14 protein-coding genes and 1 pseudogene are annotated in these 16,895 nt (G+C 74.5%); 9 read left to right on the top strand and 6 right to left on the bottom strand.

Annotated elements, in window-relative coordinates; genetic code table 11:
* The first annotated feature begins 313 nt into the window (after nucleotides 1-313).
* Complete coding sequence (locus ACZ7GJ_RS29165; RefSeq protein ID WP_470755890.1) at nucleotides 314-1,675, top strand: serine hydrolase domain-containing protein; 1,362 nt, start codon at nucleotides 314-316, stop codon at nucleotides 1,673-1,675.
* Here the strand turns inward: ACZ7GJ_RS29165 and ACZ7GJ_RS29160 are convergent.
* The 3 genes and pseudogenes from ACZ7GJ_RS29160 to dhaK form a co-directional block, all read right to left on the bottom strand.
* On the bottom strand, nucleotides 1,660-2,190 hold the full coding sequence (locus ACZ7GJ_RS29160) for a PTS-dependent dihydroxyacetone kinase phosphotransferase subunit DhaM (protein WP_470755963.1): 531 nt from the start codon (nucleotides 2,188-2,190) through the stop codon (nucleotides 1,660-1,662). The genes ACZ7GJ_RS29165 and ACZ7GJ_RS29160 overlap by 16 nt on opposite strands.
* Nucleotides 2,179-2,787: pseudogene (gene dhaL / locus ACZ7GJ_RS29155) on the bottom strand (dihydroxyacetone kinase subunit DhaL); the annotation flags it as partial. The pseudogene dhaL and the gene ACZ7GJ_RS29160, both read right to left, overlap by 12 nt.
* 127 nt (nucleotides 2,788-2,914) lie before the next feature.
* The gene (gene dhaK / locus ACZ7GJ_RS29150; RefSeq protein ID WP_470755889.1) at nucleotides 2,915-3,913 is read right to left on the bottom strand and encodes a dihydroxyacetone kinase subunit DhaK; all 999 of its coding nucleotides are present in this window, start codon (nucleotides 3,911-3,913) and stop codon (nucleotides 2,915-2,917) included.
* Between the two features lie 283 nt (nucleotides 3,914-4,196).
* Here dhaK and ACZ7GJ_RS29145 point away from each other — a divergent pair, with 283 nt between their 5' ends.
* On the top strand, nucleotides 4,197-5,324 hold the full coding sequence (locus ACZ7GJ_RS29145) for a glycerol dehydrogenase (RefSeq protein ID WP_470755888.1): 1,128 nt from the start codon (nucleotides 4,197-4,199) through the stop codon (nucleotides 5,322-5,324).
* Between the two features lie 49 nt (nucleotides 5,325-5,373).
* Nucleotides 5,374-5,877 carry a GNAT family N-acetyltransferase gene (locus tag ACZ7GJ_RS29140; RefSeq protein ID WP_470755887.1) on the top strand — a complete coding sequence of 168 codons (504 nt, stop codon included), beginning with the start codon at nucleotides 5,374-5,376 and terminating at the stop codon, nucleotides 5,875-5,877.
* A 7-nt stretch (nucleotides 5,878-5,884) separates the two neighbouring features.
* On the opposite strand, the gene ACZ7GJ_RS29135 is transcribed toward ACZ7GJ_RS29140, so the two are convergent.
* Both ACZ7GJ_RS29135 and ACZ7GJ_RS29130 read right to left on the bottom strand, forming a co-directional pair.
* Complete coding sequence (locus ACZ7GJ_RS29135; protein WP_470755886.1) at nucleotides 5,885-8,077, bottom strand: SpoIIE family protein phosphatase; 2,193 nt, start codon at nucleotides 8,075-8,077, stop codon at nucleotides 5,885-5,887.
* Nucleotides 8,040-9,518, bottom strand: a complete 1,479-nt coding sequence (locus tag ACZ7GJ_RS29130; RefSeq protein ID WP_470755885.1) for an MFS transporter — start codon at nucleotides 9,516-9,518, stop codon at nucleotides 8,040-8,042. Before ACZ7GJ_RS29130 ends, ACZ7GJ_RS29135 begins: the two co-directional genes overlap by 38 nt.
* A gap of 113 nt (nucleotides 9,519-9,631) precedes the next feature.
* Between ACZ7GJ_RS29130 and ACZ7GJ_RS29125 the strand changes: the two genes are divergently transcribed.
* The 5 genes from ACZ7GJ_RS29125 (at nucleotide 9,632) to ACZ7GJ_RS29105 (ending at nucleotide 14,349) form a co-directional block, all read left to right on the top strand.
* Nucleotides 9,632-10,669, top strand: coding sequence for a LysR family transcriptional regulator (locus tag ACZ7GJ_RS29125; protein ID WP_470755884.1), 1,038 nt, complete (start codon nucleotides 9,632-9,634; stop codon nucleotides 10,667-10,669).
* A gap of 85 nt (nucleotides 10,670-10,754) precedes the next feature.
* Nucleotides 10,755-10,988, top strand: coding sequence for a FeoA family protein (locus ACZ7GJ_RS29120; RefSeq protein WP_470755883.1), 234 nt, complete (start codon nucleotides 10,755-10,757; stop codon nucleotides 10,986-10,988).
* Nucleotides 10,985-13,210 (top strand): ferrous iron transport protein B, encoded by a 2,226-nt coding sequence (gene feoB / locus ACZ7GJ_RS29115; protein ID WP_470755882.1) that lies wholly within the window; start codon nucleotides 10,985-10,987, stop codon nucleotides 13,208-13,210. The genes ACZ7GJ_RS29120 and feoB overlap by 4 nt, the downstream gene beginning before the upstream one ends.
* Nucleotides 13,207-13,554, top strand: coding sequence for a hypothetical protein (locus tag ACZ7GJ_RS29110; RefSeq protein WP_470755881.1), 348 nt, complete (start codon nucleotides 13,207-13,209; stop codon nucleotides 13,552-13,554). Before feoB ends, ACZ7GJ_RS29110 begins: the two co-directional genes overlap by 4 nt.
* Nucleotides 13,555-13,632: 78 nt before the next feature.
* A complete protein-coding gene (locus tag ACZ7GJ_RS29105; RefSeq protein ID WP_470755880.1) occupies nucleotides 13,633-14,349 on the top strand; it encodes a class I SAM-dependent methyltransferase in 717 nt (238 codons plus the stop codon).
* A 12-nt stretch (nucleotides 14,350-14,361) separates the two neighbouring features.
* Here the strand turns inward: ACZ7GJ_RS29105 and ACZ7GJ_RS29100 are convergent, their stop codons facing one another.
* Nucleotides 14,362-15,270 carry an alpha/beta hydrolase fold domain-containing protein gene (locus tag ACZ7GJ_RS29100; RefSeq protein ID WP_470755879.1) on the bottom strand — a complete coding sequence of 303 codons (909 nt, stop codon included), beginning with the start codon at nucleotides 15,268-15,270 and terminating at the stop codon, nucleotides 14,362-14,364.
* 209 nt (nucleotides 15,271-15,479) lie between these two features.
* On the opposite strand from ACZ7GJ_RS29100, the gene tdh reads away from it, so the two are divergent.
* Entirely contained in the window at nucleotides 15,480-16,508 is a 1,029-nt protein-coding gene (gene tdh, locus ACZ7GJ_RS29095; RefSeq protein WP_365916203.1) for an L-threonine 3-dehydrogenase, read from the top strand.
* Nucleotides 16,509-16,895 lie beyond the last annotated feature (387 nt).

Here is a 16,895-nt window from a genome sequence, read left to right as displayed (position 1 = left end):
TAAATGCTGCGGAATCCGTGGGTGCGGTAACCGCAGGTAGCGCCCCGGGAATTTCCTTCCGCTTTGCCGACGCCGAGGGGCGGACGGCGTGGACGGACCGCATGTCCGCACACGCCTCATCACTGCGGGTGAGCGAGAGCCGCCCGGTGCCGGGCGACCCCTTTGGGGGAGACGGGCCTGCAACTCATGGCGGACACCGCGCGCGCCGGGATCGTCCCCGGGAACGATGGGAGCGCCCCCGGCCCTCGGAAGAATCGTTGGCAGACAAGATCGCCAACGGCCCCACGGGGCATGCACACATGGGGAGACTCCGGTGCAGCACACGCGCCTTGACCGACGACGCCGGGCACAGAAGACGGCGGCCGTGGCCGCCGTCGTACTGGTCCTCTTAGCCGGGGGCGTCCCGGCCGCCACCGCCGCCGCGACCCCCGACCGGCAGGGCGCCGGGGTCTCGGCCACGGCACCTGCCGGGGACCTCGACCGCAAGGCCCTCGCCCAGCGGCTGGACGCCGTGCGCGACGCGGGCATGTACGGCGCCTACGGCTCCGTCCGCGACGGCCGTGCACGCTGGAGCGGCGCCACCGGTGTCGCCGACACCGACACCGGGCGGCCCACCCGGCCCGACATGCGCCACCGGGTCGGCAGCATCACCAAGTCCTTCACCTCCGTCGCGGTGCTCCAGCAGAGCGCCCGCGGCCGGATCGACCTCGACGCGCCGGTCGGCGACTACCTCCCCGAACTCCTGCCGGGCGAGCGCGGCCGGAAGGTCACCGTGCGCATGCTGATGAACCACACCAGCGGCATCGCCGACTACATCGCCGAGGCCTTCCCCTCCCTGAAGGAGAACTCGCCCAAGAGCCTGGACGACTTCCGCTACCGCACCCTGCCCCCCACGCAGCTCATCGGGTACGGGGTGGGCAGCCCGCAGCTCTTCGAACCCGGCACGGACTGGTCGTACTCGAACACCAACTACCTGCTGCTCGGCGAACTGCTGCGCAAGGTCACCGGCGAGGACCCCGAACAGGTCATCACCAGGAACGTGATCCGCAGGGCCGGGCTGAAGGACACCTACTTCCCCGGCACCGACCCGCGGATCAAGGGCCCCCACTCCAAGATGTACGAGAACCTCGGCGGGCTGATCGACCCGCCGCGGGACTACTCCGAGTACGACATGACCATGGCCGGCACGGCCGGGGCGCTGGTCTCGACCGCACAGGACCTGAACGCCTTCTACCGGGCCCTGTTCCAGGGCGACCTGCTGCCCGCCGACCTGCTCGGCGAGATGCGCACCACGGTCCCCGTCAAGGACGGGAACGGGACCGTGCTGATCCGCTACGGACTCGGCATCTACACCATGGACACACCGTGCGGTCCGGTCTGGGGCCACGACGGCGCGGTCTGGGGCGCGGGCACCCAGGCGATGTCCAGCGCCGACGGCCGGCGGCAGTTCGCCGTCGGGTTCAACCTGATGGGCTACCAGCGCCAGGACGCGAACGGCCGCCCGGTGCCGCACCCCGTCGACGCGGCCCTCGGGGCCCTGCGCGACCAGGCCCTCTGCGGCAGCGCCGACGCGGCCGGCCGCTCGGCCGCCGCCCCGCAGGGGCTGCCGCAACCGCTGGACTCCCTGCTGCTCAAGGGCGCCGGGCCGACGGCCCCCGGTCAGCGCTTGCGGTAGGCACGCGCGTCATCGGCGGCGGCCAGCACGGCATCGAGGTCGCCGCCGATCGCCGAGGTCAGCGTGATGGCCACGGCGCCCTCCAGGAACGGCGCGTCCACGATGCGGGTGCCGGCGGGCAGTTCGCAGGGCTCCTCGCCCAGCAGGGCCTTGACCGTCAGCACGGCGCTGCCCATGTCGCACAGCACCGCCACGCCCTGGCCCTCGTCCACCGTCCGCGCGGCGGCCGTGATCAGCTCCGCACTGGTGCCGATCCCGCCGTCCGGGGTGCCGCCCGCCACCGCCACCGGGGCGGGCTCGACCGAGCCGAGCAGGGCGCGCGAGAGTCCGGCCACGGATTGCGCCACCGCCTTGCTGTGCGAGACCAGGACCACGCCGACGCGGCCGGTACGGGTCTTCGGCACGGGCCGCTCCGCCGGGGACGCGGCGCCGGCCGGCCCGACGGGGGCCGGTGCCGACGCGTCCGGGGCGTCGGGGGCGTCGGGGGCGTCCACCGCGGTACGCAGGGCCTCCATCAGCAGCGCCACGGAGTTGGCCCCGGCGTCCTGGTGGCCGACGCTGCGCCCGCCGAGGTAGCTGGCCCGGCCCTTGCGGGCTTCGAGCCCCTCGGTGCCGTCGGCCCCGGCGCGGGCCGCGCGGCCCGCCTCCGCCAGGGCCTCGCGCAGCGGCAGGTCCGCCTCGGCGGCGGCGGACAGCGCCGCTACCGCCGGGGCCAGCGCGTCCACGAGCGTGGCGTCGCCGACCTCGGCCCCGCCCAGCTTCTGCACGGAGCGCAGGCCCCCGTCCAGCGCGGCGCCCAGCTCGGCGGCGGTCGGCGCGGGGGTGTCGCCCAGCAGCTTGCCGGTGCGGCGCAGAGCGGTGCCGAACAGCGGTCCTGAGGCCCCGCCGACGGTGTTGGTGAGCGTGGTGCCGGCCAGCGTCAGCAGGGCGCCCGGGGTGGCGGGCCGCGCCTCGTCGACGGCCGCGCCGACGGCGCCGAAGCCCCGTACGAGATTGGCCCCGTGGTCCCCGTCGCCGATGACCGCGTCCAGCTCGGTGAGGCGCTCGCTGTCGCGGTTCACGAGACGGCTGCTCTCGGCGAGCCAGCGGCGGAAGTAGGCGGTGTCGAGCACCGGGGCGGTCTCGGGGTGCGTGGTCGTCATGGTGGTGGCTCCTCAGGCGGGTCGAGCGGTCGAGCGGTCTAGCGGATCGGGCGGACCGGGCGGATCGAGCCGGCCGGGCGGCCGGGGGACGGGCGGGTCAACAGCCCCAGCGCAGGGACGGGGTGTCCACCGGCGCGTCCCACAGCCGCAGCAGCTCGTCGTCGGCGCGGCACAGGGTGAGGGTGCAGCCGGCCATGTCCAGGCTCGTGACGTAGTTGCCGACGAGCGAGCGCGCGACCGTGACCCCGCGCCCGGCGAGCACCCGCTCGACCTCCGCGCGCATGACGTACAGCTCGATCGGCGGGGTCCCGCCGAGGCCGTTGACGAGCAGGATCACCGGGGCTCCTGCGGCATCCGGGAGGTCCGCGAGGATCGCGTCGAGCATCGCCTCGGCGGTCCGGGCGGCGGTCATGAGGGTGCGGCGCTCCCGGCCGGGCTCGCCGTGGATGCCGATGCCGAGCTCGATCTCGTCCTCGCCGAGCGTGAAGTTGGGGCTGCCCTTGGCGGGGGTGGTGCAGGAGGACAGAGCCACGCCGTAGCTGCGGGAGTTCGCGTTGACCTTGCGGGCCACCATCGCGACCTCGGCCAGCGGTGCGCCCTCCTCGGCGAGCGCGCCCGCGATCTTCTCCACGAACAGGGTCGCGCCCGTGCCGCGGCGGCCCGGTCCGCCGGCGTCCCTGGCCACGGCCACGTCGTCGTCCACGACGACCTGCTCGACCTTGACGCCCTCGTCCTCGCAGTCCTCGGCGGCCATCGTGAAGTTGAGGATGTCCCCCGTGTAGTTCTTCACGATGTGCAGGACGCCCGCGCCCGCGTCGACGGCGCAGGTGGCGCGCGCGATGTTGTCGGGCACCGGAGAGGTGAACACGGGCCCGGCCACGGCGGCCGACAGCATGCCGCGTCCCACGAACCCGGCGTGCAGCGGCTCGTGCCCGCTGCCGCCGCCGGACAGCAGCGCGACCTTCCCGGCCGCCGGGGCGCCGCTCCGCGTGACGATGCCCCGCTCCGCCTCCACGGAGAGCTCCGGATGCGCGGCGGCCATTCCGTGCAGGGCGTCGGTGACGACACTCTCCGGGGAATTGATGAGCTTCTTCACGAGGGCCTCTCTCCTGAAATTCGAAACGTGGTCCGGAAAGCGAAAAGTGGAATGGGAGGGCGGTATTAAACCTGCCGCCGTCGCCCGGTCCATCCCTGCTTCCGGGGCGCCTACCGGGAACGTTACCCCTGTTCGCATCGGGTATCGCACGGGTCGTTGGTCCCTGATGAGACCGCGGAAAGGCCCGTCCGCGAGGAGCCTGTGAATTGTGCGGACGCCCTCGGGATCCGTGATAGAGATGAATGAGCAAGCGGAAATGAATTCGCATTCAGGAGGATTCACTGTGAAGACCGTCGGTACGCGCATGATGATCAGCCCGCCGAAGTACGTCCAGGGCGCCGGGGCGATGCACGACCTGGGCGAGCACACCGCGCGGCTCGGGCAGAACGCCGTCGTCCTCGCCGACAAGGGGGTCTGGGGCTTCGTCGACACCGCGGTCACCCAGTCCCTCGCCGCCGCCGGGGTCAAGCTGACCAAGGAGGTCTTCGGCGGACTGTGCACCCAGAAGGAGATCGACCGGGTCGCGGCCGTCGCCGAGGCGGCCGGCGCCGACGTCGTCATAGGCATCGGCGGCGGCACCGCCATCGACACCGCCAAGGCCGTCGGCCACGCCCGCGGGGACATCGCCGTCGTCAGCGCCCCCACCGTCGCCTCCACGGACGCGCCGACCAGCGCCCTGGCCGTCATCTACACCGAGGACGGCGCCTTCGAGCGCTACTCGTTCTTCCAGCGCAACCCGAACCTCGTCCTCGTCGACACCGCACTCGTCGCGGGCGCGCCCAGCCGCTTCATCGTGTCCGGCATGGGCGACGCGCTCGCCACCTGGTACGAGGCCCGCGTCTGCGTCGCCGCCCACCGCACCGCCATGGCCGGCGGCCTCGCCACCGAGGCCTCCCTCAGCCTCGCCCGGCTGTGCTGGGAGACCCTGATGGAGTACGGCACGCAGGCCCGGCTCGCCGCCGAGCAGCACGTGGTCACCCCGGCCCTGGAGAAGGTCACCGAGGCCAACACCCTGCTCTCCGGGCTCGGTTTCGAGTCCTGCGGCCTCGCCGCCGCCCACGGCATCCACAACGGCCTGACCGTCTCCCACCGCACGCACGGCATGATGCACGGCGAGAAGGTCAACATCGGCACCCTGGCCCAACTGGTCCTGGAGGGCGCCCCCACCGACGAACTGGACACCTACCTGAGGTTCAGCCGGTCCGTCGGCCTCCCGACCACCCTCGCCGAAGTGGGCCTCGGCGACCCCGGCCGCGAGGAGCTCCTCGCCATCGGGCGCGCGGCCACCGCCGAGGGCGAGACCACGCACAACATGCCGTTCCCGGTGACCCCCGACATGGTCGCCGACGCGCTGCTCGCCGGTGACGCGTACGCCCGCGCGACCGCCGGCAAGGCCGGGAAGAACTGCTGAGGCCGGGCACGGCTGTGGCGCGTGATGATCCGTAGGGCAGAGTGGGCGCATGTCGACCTACGAGACGATGGCGTTCCACCTCGAGACCGAGCGGCTGATCCTGAGGCCCTGGGCGGAGTCGGATGCCGCCGATTTCTGCGCCCTCCTCGCCGAACGCGGCAAGGGGAAGCCCCCGGTCGAGCGCATCCGGACGGCCATCGCGGAGCTGCTGGCCGCGACGGAGACCACGGGGTTCGCCCTGCTGCCCATCCAGCGCCGTGACGAAGGCGACTTCATCGGCTACTGCGGGCTGATCATCGGCCGCACCACCGTGGAGGAGCCCGAAATCGCCTACGAGCTGTTCCAGCACGCGCACGGGCGCGGCTACGCCACCGAGGCGGCCCGCGCGGTGCTCGATGCCGCCATCGCGACCGGGCGCACACGACTCTGGTCGACCGTCGGCACGTGGAACACGCCCTCGCTGCGCGTCCTGGAGAAGCTCGGCTTCGAGCGGGATCGCGTCTCCACGGAGGAGAACGGCGAAGTGGCGTGGCTCACGCGCTCGTTGCCGTGACGCGGGTTCACGCCCCGGCCTCCCCGCGTGCGGCCTCCGTGAGGGCGGCCAGCAGCAGCGCGATGTCGTCCGGCCGGTCGGCGGCGTTGCCCGCCTCGCTCACCAGCCGGTCGGCGGTCTCCGTCAGCGGGGCCGGGCTGGCTTCGGCCAGCGCGGCCCGCAGCCGCTCCACCCCCTCGTCGATGTCCACCCCCGGGGCCTCCACCAGCCCGTCCGTGTACAGGGCGAGCACCGCCCCGCGCGCCAGGTGCAACTCCGTCACGGGGTAAGTGGCTTCAGGGTCGATGCCGAGCACCACCCCGCCCGGCAGGTCCAGAACCTCGGTCCGGCCGCCCGGATGGCGCAGCAGCGGCTGGGGGTGCCCGGCCCGCACGGCTCGCGCCAGGCCCGTCTCCGGGTCGAGCAACACGTAGCAGCAACTGGCGAACTGTCCCGGGTCCAGGTCGATCAGCAGCCGGTTGGTGCCGCGCACCACCTCTTGCGGGTCGTGCCCGCTGAGCACGAAGGCCCTTACGGCGCTGCGCAGTTGGCCCATGGTCGCCGCGGCCGCCACCCCGTGGCCCTGTACGTCCCCGATGACCAGGGCGAGGCGTCCGCCGCCCGCGTCGAGTACGTCGTACCAGTCGCCGCCCACGTCCATGCCCGCGGTGCCCGGCAGGTACCGGCCGACCGTCACCACGTGGTCGAGCACGGGCAGCCGGTGCGGCAGCAGCGCGGCCTGTAGTCCGCGGGCCAGCGCGGCTTCGTTGTCGTAGCGCTGCGCCCGCTCCAGGGCCTGTGCGATCAGGCCGGCCAGGGCGGTCAGCACCGTACGCTCCTCCGGGCTGAACCCGCGCGGGGTGTCGAAGCCGAGGATGCACGAGCCCACCGGCCGGCCGGAGGCGATCAGTGGCAGGAAGGCGCGGGCCCCGACGTGGGCGTCCAGCGGGATCCCCGGATAGGCCGCCGCCAGGTGTTCCATCGACTCGAAGAACATCGGCCGACCCGACGTGAGGGTCTCCACGCCGGGCAGCCGCACGTCGAGCGCCACCCCGTCGAAGCGGCTCAGGAAGCCCTGGGGGAACCCGGTCTCCCAAGCCAGGTGCAGATGCCGCTCGTTGAGCAGGTAGATGGCCAACTGGCGGCCGCCGAAGGCGGGCAGCAGCTCATCGGTGACCACCGCCGACACCTGACGGGCCGTCACTGCCTCGGTCAGCGCGATGGCGAGGGCCACCGGACGGTAGAGCGCCGAGGCCCGGTCGGCGGGCGAACCGAGCCCGGCTCCCGGCCGGACCACCGACTCGGGGGCGTACGCGGGCTGTTCGGCCGTGCCAATGGTGACCGTGACCCCGTCCGGCCCGGGGTACAACCCCACCGACAGCCAGTCCCCGGCCGCCGGGCCGCCGCGCCGTGCCGGGAAGTGCACCGGCTCCGGGGCCAGGAACACGGCCCGGAAGTGGTCCTCGTACGCCGGATGGCCGAGCCAGGGCAGTGCCTCCCACAGCACCCGCCCGCGCAGCTCGCCGGGTTCCGTTCCGAGCAGCTGCCGGGCGGTGGCGCTGACGAAGCCGATCCGGCCCTCCCGGTCCACGGACAGTACGGCCTGCGCCAGCCGGTCCACCGCCTGACGGGCACCCCGGGCCGTAGCGGGCGCGGGCGCGCTCACCGGGTCGCCCTCCCAGAACACCGGGACCCCGTCCGCGTCCAGTGCGGCGAGGTCCCTGGCCAGGTGGTGCGCCGCCGCGCGCATCCGCTCCCGGTCGGCGGCCGCGACCGGCACCCCGGGGGCCGCCTCGCGCAGCACGAGCAGTACCCCGAACCGTTCCGGCCCGGCGGTCACCGGCTCGTACAGCGACCCGAAGGGGAACGGCAGCCCGGCCATCAGCTGGGGGAACCGCTGCATGGCCGTCTCGGCGTCGGGCAGGTGCACGGACTGCCCTGAGCGGTAGGCCTCGGCGACCGGGTACGGGCGGTTCACGTGCATCCGCCACCACGGCCGGAACAGCGGTCCGGGCAACCCGGTCAGCGCCGCCATGCGCAGGAGCCCGGCGGTGCCGGAGCGCAGGTAGACCCCGCCCGCGTACCCGCCGACGGCCTGCACCGCATCGACGGTGGCCCGCGCGAGGACCCGGGCCATGGCGTCCGCGGCGGGGCCGCCGCTGTCCGGTCTCGCCGTCACTCCCTCAGGATGCCTCCCGGGCCGCCCGCCCGCACGGCCCATCCGCGGATTTGCGCCCGCGGTACCCCGCCACCACCGCGACCGAGGCGAGCAGCAGCAGCCCGGCCACCGTGCGCAGCGCCGACCCCATGGCGCCGGTGAAGGCGGCGGTCTCGGCCGGGCCCCGCGGGATCCCGTGGAAACGGGAGGCCAGCACCGTGCCGACCACCGCCACCCCCAGGGCCGCGCCGATCTCGCGGGCAGCGGTGTTCAGCCCGGAGCCCAGCCCGGCCTGGTGCGCGGGCAGCTCGGCGACCACGGTCAGGGTGAGCGGGGGCGCGCACAGCCCGGCCCCGGCCGACAGTACGAGCAGGTACCCGGCGTACAGGGGGTAGGGAGTGCCCGCGTCCGCGGTGGACACCAGCAGCAGCCCCAGCCCGATCAGACCCAGCCCGGCGCCCACGGGCAGCCGGGGCCCGGTGCGCTCCTGGAGCCGGGCGCCGAAGCGGGGCAGCAGGGCCATCCCGACGGTGAGCGGGACGATCGCGAAGCCGGTCCGGGCGGGGGAGAAGCCCTTCGCGTACTGGAGGTACTGGGCGTTGACGAAGAACAGCGAGAACAGTCCGAAGAAGGCGGCGCCGATCCCGAGCGCCCCGGCCCGCAGCTTCCGCGAGGCGAAGACCCGCGGATCCAGGAGCGGCCGGGCGGCGCGCAGCGCGTATCCGGTGAAGGCCGCCAGCAGCACCGCGCCCGCGCCGAAGGAGCACAGCACGCGCGCCGAGCCCCAGCCGTACGAGGGCCCCTCGATGACCGCGCGGACCACCGCGAGCAGCGCGGCGGCGAGCAGCGCCGCCCCGAGCGGGTCTACGGAGGCGTCGGGCCGGGCGGGCGTGCGGGGCACGGTGCGGGCGACGGCGAGCACGAGCACGGCGCCGAGCGGCACCACCGCCCAGAACAGCGCCCGCCAGCCCAGGTACTCGGCGGCCAGCCCGCCCCCGACATTGCCCGCCAGGCCCCCGAGGCCCACGGCCAGCGTCCAGGTGGCCAGCGCCCGGCCGCGCTGCGCCGGCGGCGACAGGTGGACCAGTACGGACATGGTGGCGGGCATGATCAGGGCGGCTCCCGCCCCGCACACCCCGCGCCCCGCGATCAGTACGGCCGGGTCCGCCGCCAGCGCGCTCAGCGCCCCGCCGGCGGCGAACAGCCCGAGCCCGGCGAGCAGGGCGCCCTTGCGGCCGTAGCGGTCGCCGAGGGCCCCGGCCGGGATCAGCAGCGCGGCGAAGACGACGACGTACGCGTCGACCGCCCACAGGAGCTGGCCCGGGCCCGGGTGCAGGGAGGACGCGGCGAGCTGCGGGATCAGCAGGTTGACGGCGGCGACCATCCCCTGGGCCACGAGGACGCAGGCGCAGAGGGCGAGCAGGGCGGGCCGGGTCAGCGCGGGTGCCGGAGGGGCCGCCGCGGCCGCTGCGGATCCGGCTTGTTTCCGGGCGTGGTGGAGCACGGCTCCTCCTGGGAGTCGGCGGTGGAAGGGGGAGGGGAGGCACGGGCCGTCCCCGGTTTCCCACCGTAGGGTTGGCCTGACCTGCTTTCCAGTGCAAGTTATGCATGGGGTGAATGCGTGTGACGCAATCCGGATCCGGCTCGGTCTCGGGCTCCGGCCTGGACCTGAACCTGCTGCTGGCCCTCGACGTCCTCCTGGAGGAGTCCAGCGTGTCCCGGGCGGCCGCCCGCCTGCACCTGTCCGAACCCGCCATGAGCCGGACCCTGGGCCGCATCCGCAAGGCCCTCGGCGACCCCGTCCTGGTCCGGGCCGGCCGGCACATGGTGCCCACCCCGCACGCCCTCGCCGTGCAGGGCGAGGTACGGGCCGTCGTGGAGCGGGCCCGTGCGCTCTTCCTCACCGGCGGCCGGGTCGACCTGCCCACGCTGACCCGTACCTTCACCGTGCTGGCCAACGAGTCGTTCACCGCCGTCCACGGGGCCGCGCTGTTCGGCCGGGTCGCGGCCGAGGCACCGGGCGTACGGCTGCGCTTCCTGGCGGAGAGCCACGTGGACGTCCCGGCGCTGCGCGAGGGCGTCGCCGATCTGGAGCTCGGCGTCATCGACACCCGCTCGCCCGAGGTGCGGGTCGAACACCTCGCCGACGAGACGATGCTGGCCGTCGCCCGCTCCGGCCATCCGCTGCTGCGCGGCGGCGGCGCGCCCACCGCGCGCCGGTTCGCCTCCGCCGAGCACCTCATCGTCTCCCGGCGCGGCCGCCTGGAGGGTCCGGTGGACGCGGCCCTCGCCGAACAGGGCCTGACCCGGCGGGTGGTGGGCAGCGTCGGCACCTTCCCCGCCTCCCTCTTCGTACTGCGCGACACCGACCTCGTGGGCCTGATCACCAGTCAGGCCGCCCCGCTCGCCACCGCCCTGGGGCTGCGGACCTTCGAGATCCCGCTCGAACTGCCGCCCCTGCCCTTCGGCATGGCCTGGCACCCGCGCCACGACGCCGACCCGGCGCACGCCTGGCTGCGCCGCTGCGCCCGCGGACTCCTCCGGCCGGAGCGGACCCCGGACCGGCGGGATCCCGGGTCGGCGTCGCAGCCTGCGCCGGACCCGGCCGAACGGCCGACGCCGGGTCGGGACCGTAGGGCTGAAAGACCCGCTTGATCAGGGACCTTGAGCGTCTCCCGGGCGCCCCGGCGGCTGCTTAGCCTTGCCTAAGTAGATCCGCCTCGCCGAAGAAGGTGTGCTCGTGCCGTCGCTCAACGACAGCCGTCCCGGGACGACCGTACGCATCACCGGGATCGACCCCGGTGCCGGCCTGGGTGGGGGCGGCCGCAGACGGCTGCTCGAGTTCGGCTTCGTTCCGGGCGCCGACGTCACCGTGATCGCGCGCGGCGCCACCGGCGGGCTGCTCGTCGGGCTCGGCGAGACCCGGGTGGCGCTGGACTCCCGAACCGCCGGCCGGCTCAGGTGCGTCCGATGAGCTGTCACGCCCCCGACGGCGGCGCCACGACGACGGCGGTGCGGGAGGCCGGCACCCCGCTCGTCGCCCTCGCCGGGAACCCCAATGTCGGCAAGTCGACGCTCTTCAACGCCCTCACCGGAGCCCAGCAGCGCGTCGGCAACTGGCCCGGCAAGACGGTCTCGGTGGCTCGCGGCGAGTGGCGCACCCTCGGCAGGGCCCGGCTGCGCCTCGCCGACCTGCCCGGCTCCTACAGCCTGCTGCCCGACTCCCCGGACGAGGAACTTGTGCGCGACGTGCTCACCGCGCCGGCCGGGGAGCGGCCCGACGCGGTGGTCTTCGCCCTCGACGCGGCCAACCTGGCGCGCAACCTCTACCTGCTCTCGCAGATCCTCGACACCGGCATCCCGGTCGTCGTCGCGCTGACCATGACCGATGTCGCCGCGCGGCGCGGTACGGCCCTCGACCCCGGCGCGCTGGCCCGGGAACTCGGGCTGCCCGTCGTACCGGTGGAGGGGCGCACCGGGACCGGGCTCGACCTGCTCGCCGACACCGTGGCCGACGCGCTGCCCGGGCCCCCGCCGCACCCGACGGCCGCGTACCCGACGGCCGCGTACCCGACGGCCGCGTACCCGACGGCCGCGTACCCGACGGCCTCGTACGCGACAGCCCCGTTGACCGGCGCCCGCCCGGCTGGTGCCCGCCCGCCCGGTGCCTGGTCGGCCGCCTCGCCCGTCGACGCCGAGCTCGACGCCCTCGTACGGGAGGCCGCGCACGCCCCGCACCCGTACCCGCCGCGCTGGCTGGCGGTGAGCCTGCTCTGCGGCGAGGAGCCGGGCGCCGCCGTGCCCGCCGGGCTCGTCGACCGCGCACGCCTCGCCGCCGGCCGGCTCGCGGCCACCGACGAGGACGCCGACGCCGAACTCCTCGTCGCCGAAGCCCGCTACGCCTGGGCCCACGCCGTCATCGAGCGCGCCGCGCCCCGCCCCGCGCGGGCCCGGCCCACCCTCACCGACCGCGTGGACCGGCTGCTGCTCTCCCGCTCCTTCGGCATCCCGTTCTTCCTCGCCGTGATGTGGGGCGTCTTCCAGGCCACCACCACCCTCGCCAAACCCCTCCAGGACGGCCTCGGCGCCTTCGTCTCCGGGCCGGTCAGCGGCGGAGCCGACCGGCTGCTGGCGGTCGTGCACGCCCCCGGCTGGCTCACCGGCCTGCTGGTGAACGGCCTGATCAGCGGGGTGGGCCAGCTGCTCACCTTCGTGCCGCTGATGATCATCATGTTCGCGCTGCTGGCCCTGCTGGAGGACTCCGGGTACTTCGCCCGCGCCGCCTTCGTCGCCGACCGCCTGATGCGCACCCTGCGGCTGCCCGGCCGCGCCTTCCTCCCGCTCGTCGTCGGCTTCGGCTGCAACGTCCCCGCCTTCGCGAGCACCCGGATCCTCAGCCGCCGCTCGCACCGGCTCCTGGTCGGCATGCTCATCCCGTACATGAGCTGCACCGCCCGCCTCGCCGTCTACGTGATGATCGCGGGCATCTTCTTCGGCTCGAACTCCGGCACCGTCGTCTTCCTCCTGTACGTCGCCTCCGTGCTGCTGGTGGTCGGCATGGGCCTGCTCCTGCGCCCCCTGCTCTTCAAGGACATGGAGGAGGAGCCGCTCGTCCTGGAACTGCCGCCCTACCGGCTCCCCACGCTGCGCGTCACCGGAGCCCAGGTCCTCCAGAAGCTCGGCGCCTTCCTGCGCACCGCGGGCGGGATCATCGTGGCCACCGCGGCGGCGGTCTGGCTGCTGATGGCCGTCCCCGCCGCAGCGGGCGCGGGCGGCTTCGGCAGCACGGAAGTGGAACAGAGCGTCTTCGGTACCGTCACCCGCGCCGTCGCCCCGGTGATGGCACCGGCCGGCTTCGGCGACTGGCACGCGACCGCGGCGCTCGGTACCGGACTCATCGCCAAGGAGGGCGTCATCTCCACCCTCGCCCAGACCTACTCGGCCGAGGAGGATCGCGGCCCCGAACTCGGCGACCGCCTGCACGCCACCTTCGCGGAGTCCTCCGGCGGACACCCCGAGGCCGCGGCCCTCGCCCTCCTCGTCTTCGTCCTGGCCTACACGCCCTGCATGGCCACCGTCGCCGCTCAACGCGCCGAGATCGGCACCCGGCTGACCCTCATCGGGCTCGGGCTGCAACTGGCCGCGGCCTGGTTGCTGGCCACCGGCGTCTTCCAGATCGCGCGGGTGCTGTGGTGAGCGCCGCGCAAGGGCCCGGGACGCTGCGCAGGCTGCTGCGGGAGTTCGAGGAGGCCGCGCCGGGCGAGGGGCTGGGGCAGATCGCGGCCCGGCTCGGCATCAGCCGGGCCGAAGCCGCCGACCTCGCCGGGTACTGGGTCCGCAAGGGCCGCCTCAGGCGGGAGGAGATCGGCGCCCCGGACTGCGCCGGGTGCTTCTTCGCCTCGCGCGCCTGCCCGGCCTCCCGGCCCGCGGCGCCCGCCGGGCCCTCCGCGGGCTCCTCGGCCCCGGCCTGCCACAGCGGGCCCGCGCGGCCGGCGCTCGTCGCGCTGAGCCCCGTACGCCCCGCACGCCGTACGGACTGACCCGAACGCCTCCCCCGTCCGGGGGACGGTCGGGCGCCGGGCCCCTCTCGGCGGCCAGATGCGGGCAGGCTTGCGAACATGCGACAGCAGTACGACACGTCAGCGCCCCCGGTGGCCTTCTCGGTGGCCGACGCCTTCATGCTCCGTACGGCCCTGGACGCCCTCGGCGGGGTCCGCGGCCTCGACACGCTCGACCTGGCCTGCGGACACGGCTCCACGACACGGCTGCTGGCGAGCGGCGGTGCCCGCCGGACCGTGGGCGTCGACAGCTGCCCCGAACGCATCAGCCGGGCCCGGGCGCACGGGACGGGGGAGCCCGGCAGCGTCGTCGAGTACCACGTCGCCGACGCGGCCGGACTGCCCCAGCTCGGGCCGTTCGACCTGGCCACCGCCGTGTACCTGTTCAACCAGGCGCACGACCGGGCCGCCCTGCACGCGATGTTCCGGGCCGTCCGCGCCAACCTCCGCCCGGGGGCACGACTGCTGGCGATCGTGCCGAACCCGGGCGCCTTCCCGCACGTGGACTGGTCCCCGTACGGGATCCGGATCGTCGAGCGCACCCCGGGCGGCGACGCCCCGCTGCTCCGGGCGCGGCTGGAGACCGACCCACCGGTCGCGTTCGAGTGCCGCGAGTGGGCCCACGCCGACTTCGCCGAGGCCGCGGTCGACGCGGGCTTCACCACGGTCGCCTGGCAGCCCACCCGTACCCCGCCGGCCTGCGAGGTCCGCGACGAGACGTACTGGGCCCGCTACCGCAGTGCGCCGGTCAGCTCGCTGATGAACTGCGTGGCCTGACGCGAACGCCCGTCAGGCCTCGGCCGTCGCGCGGACCAGCGCCACGATGCGCTCGCGCGCCGCCCGGCCCTCCGGCACCGGCAGCAGCGGGTACACGTGCGGGAGTCCCGGCTCCTCGTGGAAATCCACCTCGGCCCCGGCCGCGCGGGCCCGCCGCAGCAGCTCCCGGCTGTCGGTGACCAGGACGTCCCGGCTGCCCGCGAACACCGTCAGCGGGGCCAGGCCCGCGAAGGACCCGTGCAACGGGCTCACCTGCGGATCGTCGGCCGCCAGGTTCCCCGCGTACAGCCGGCCGGCCTCGCGCAGCCCGGGCCGGGCCAGCATCGGGTCGGCCGGCTCGATCGCCGCCTGGTCGGGATGGCTCATGGTCACGTCCAGCCACGGCGAGATCAGGACGATCCGGGTGGGCTGCGCCCCGGTGCGGTCGCGCAGCCGCTGCGCCGCGGCCAGGGCCAGGCCGGCCCCGGCGGAGTCCCCGATGAGCACCGTGCCGCCCGCGCCGCCGCTCGCGATCAGGCCGCTGAGCAGGTCGGCGGCGACCGGGACCGTACGGTCGGCGGTACCGCGCGGGGCGAGTATGTACGCCGGTACGACAACGCGGGCGCGGGCCTCGGTCACCAGGGTCCGGATCATCGACCAGTGCGGCCGGACGAGTTCGTTGATGTACCCGCCGCCGTGCACGTACAGCACCTGGGCCGTCGGCTCGGCGCCGCGCGGGGAGGCGTCGTACACGGGCCAGGCTCCGACGAAGGTCCGCGAGACCTCCGCCACCCGGCCCAGCGAGCGCGGAGGCAGATGGGACGCCGGCCGGCGGGACGATTCGGCCACTCGGGTCCTTACCGCCTCGGCGCTCGCGAGCCGTCTTCGTCGGCCCGCCGCGATCAGCGCGACCGAAAGCGCCCTGCTGCGCAGACTCGGCACGCCCCTCACCTCCCCAGTTCCGGCCCTGGCCCCAGCCCCGGCCGCCTGCCCGTCACCTGAGGAGCATAGGCGTGAAGCTGGCCTGTGGACCCGCTTAAGAAATCCTCGATGGACTGATCACCCGCAGGTGGGCAGATTGGTGCTTGTCCGCACGTCACCGCGGCAATCGTGCCCGCGGTGCTTCCTTCCGCATGCCTGGAGCCACCCCCATGAAGGCACTCGTCAAGCACAAGGCAGAGCCCGGCCTGTGGCTCATGGACGTTCCCGAGCCCGAGTACGGCGCCGGCGACGTGCTGATCAAGGTGCTGCGCACCGGAATCTGCGGAACGGACCTGCACATCCGTGCCTGGGACGGCTGGGCGCAGGGCGCGGTCAAGACCCCGCTCGTGCTCGGCCACGAGTTCGTCGGCGAGGTCGCGGCGCTCGGCGCGGACGTCCGCGGCATCGAGGTCGGCGCGCTGGTCAGCGGCGAGGGCCACCTGGTGTGCGGGACCTGCCGCAACTGCCTGGCCGGCCGCCGCCACCTGTGCCGCAGCACGGTCGGGCTCGGCGTCGGGCGCGACGGGGCGTTCGCCGAGTACGTCGTCCTGCCCGCGCAGAACGTCTGGGTGCACCGCACCGCGGTCGACCTGGACGTCGCGGCGATCTTCGACCCGTTCGGCAACGCCGTGCACACCGCGCTGTCGTTCCCGCTCGTCAACGAGGACGTGCTGATCACCGGCGCGGGCCCGATCGGCATCATGGCGGCGGCCGTGGCCCGGCACGCGGGTGCGCGTAATGTCGTCATCACCGACGTCAGCCCGGAGCGGCTGGAGATCGCCCGCAAGGCGGGTGCGACCCTCGCGGTGAACGTCGCCGAGTCCTCCATCGCCGAGGCGCAGGCGAAGCTGGGCCTGCGCGAGGGCTTCGACATCGGCCTGGAGATGTCCGGCCGTGCCGAGGCGATGCGCGACATGATCGACAACATGACGCACGGCGGCCGGATCGCGATGCTCGGCCTGCCGGCCCAGGAGTTCCCGGTCGACTGGGCGAAGGTCGTCACCTCGATGATCACCATCAAGGGCATCTACGGCCGTGAGATGTTCGAGACCTGGTACGCGATGACGGTCCTGCTGGAGGGCGGGCTCGACCTCAGCCCGGTCATCACCGGCCGCTACTCGCACCGCGACTTCGAGGCCGCCTTCGACGAGGCCGCGACCGCCCGCAGCGGCAAGATCATCCTGGACTGGACGACCTGACCCGCCCGGGGGCCGCCCGGCGGCCCAGGGCCTCCTGCCCCGCCGACCCGGGTCTCCGGACCTCCGGGCCGGGGCTCCTGGCCTCCGGGCCGGGGCTCCTGGCCTCCGGGCCGGGGCTCCAGGCCTCCGGCCCAGGGTTCCGGACCTCCGGGTCCAGGGCTCCTGGCTGCCGGGCCCAGGGCTCCTGGCTTCCGGGCCGGGCCCCTGACCTCGGGTCCAGGGCTCCTGGCCTCCGGGTCCAGGGCTCCCGGCCTCCGGGTCCGGGGCTCCTGGCCTCCGGCCGAGGGTTCCTGGCCTCCGGGTCCGGGGCTCCTGGCCTCCGGCCGAGGGTTCCTGGCCTCCGGGTCCGGGGCTCCTGGCCTCCGGCCGAGGGTTCCTGGCCTCCGG

The sequence above is a fragment of the Streptomyces sp. NPDC037242 genome (genome assembly GCF_055604165.1).
The sequence above is the reverse complement of the archived record's forward strand: the minus strand, read 5'-3'. Positions and strand labels throughout refer to the sequence as shown.

Coding starts and splice junctions, on each gene's coding strand:
- ACZ7GJ_RS29140 (WP_470755887.1), top strand. CDS start 5,374: ATGTCGACCTACGAGACGATGGCGTTCCACCTCGAGACCGAGCGGCTG.
- ACZ7GJ_RS29160 (WP_470755963.1), bottom strand. CDS start 2,190: ATGGAGGCCCTGCGTACCGCGGTGGACGCCCCCGACGCCCCCGACGCC.
- feoB (WP_470755882.1), top strand. CDS start 10,985: ATGAGCTGTCACGCCCCCGACGGCGGCGCCACGACGACGGCGGTGCGG.
- tdh (WP_365916203.1), top strand. CDS start 15,480: ATGAAGGCACTCGTCAAGCACAAGGCAGAGCCCGGCCTGTGGCTCATG.
- ACZ7GJ_RS29105 (WP_470755880.1), top strand. CDS start 13,633: ATGCGACAGCAGTACGACACGTCAGCGCCCCCGGTGGCCTTCTCGGTG.
- ACZ7GJ_RS29135 (WP_470755886.1), bottom strand. CDS start 8,077: ATGGGCCGTGCGGGCGGGCGGCCCGGGAGGCATCCTGAGGGAGTGACG.
- ACZ7GJ_RS29125 (WP_470755884.1), top strand. CDS start 9,632: ATGCGTGTGACGCAATCCGGATCCGGCTCGGTCTCGGGCTCCGGCCTG.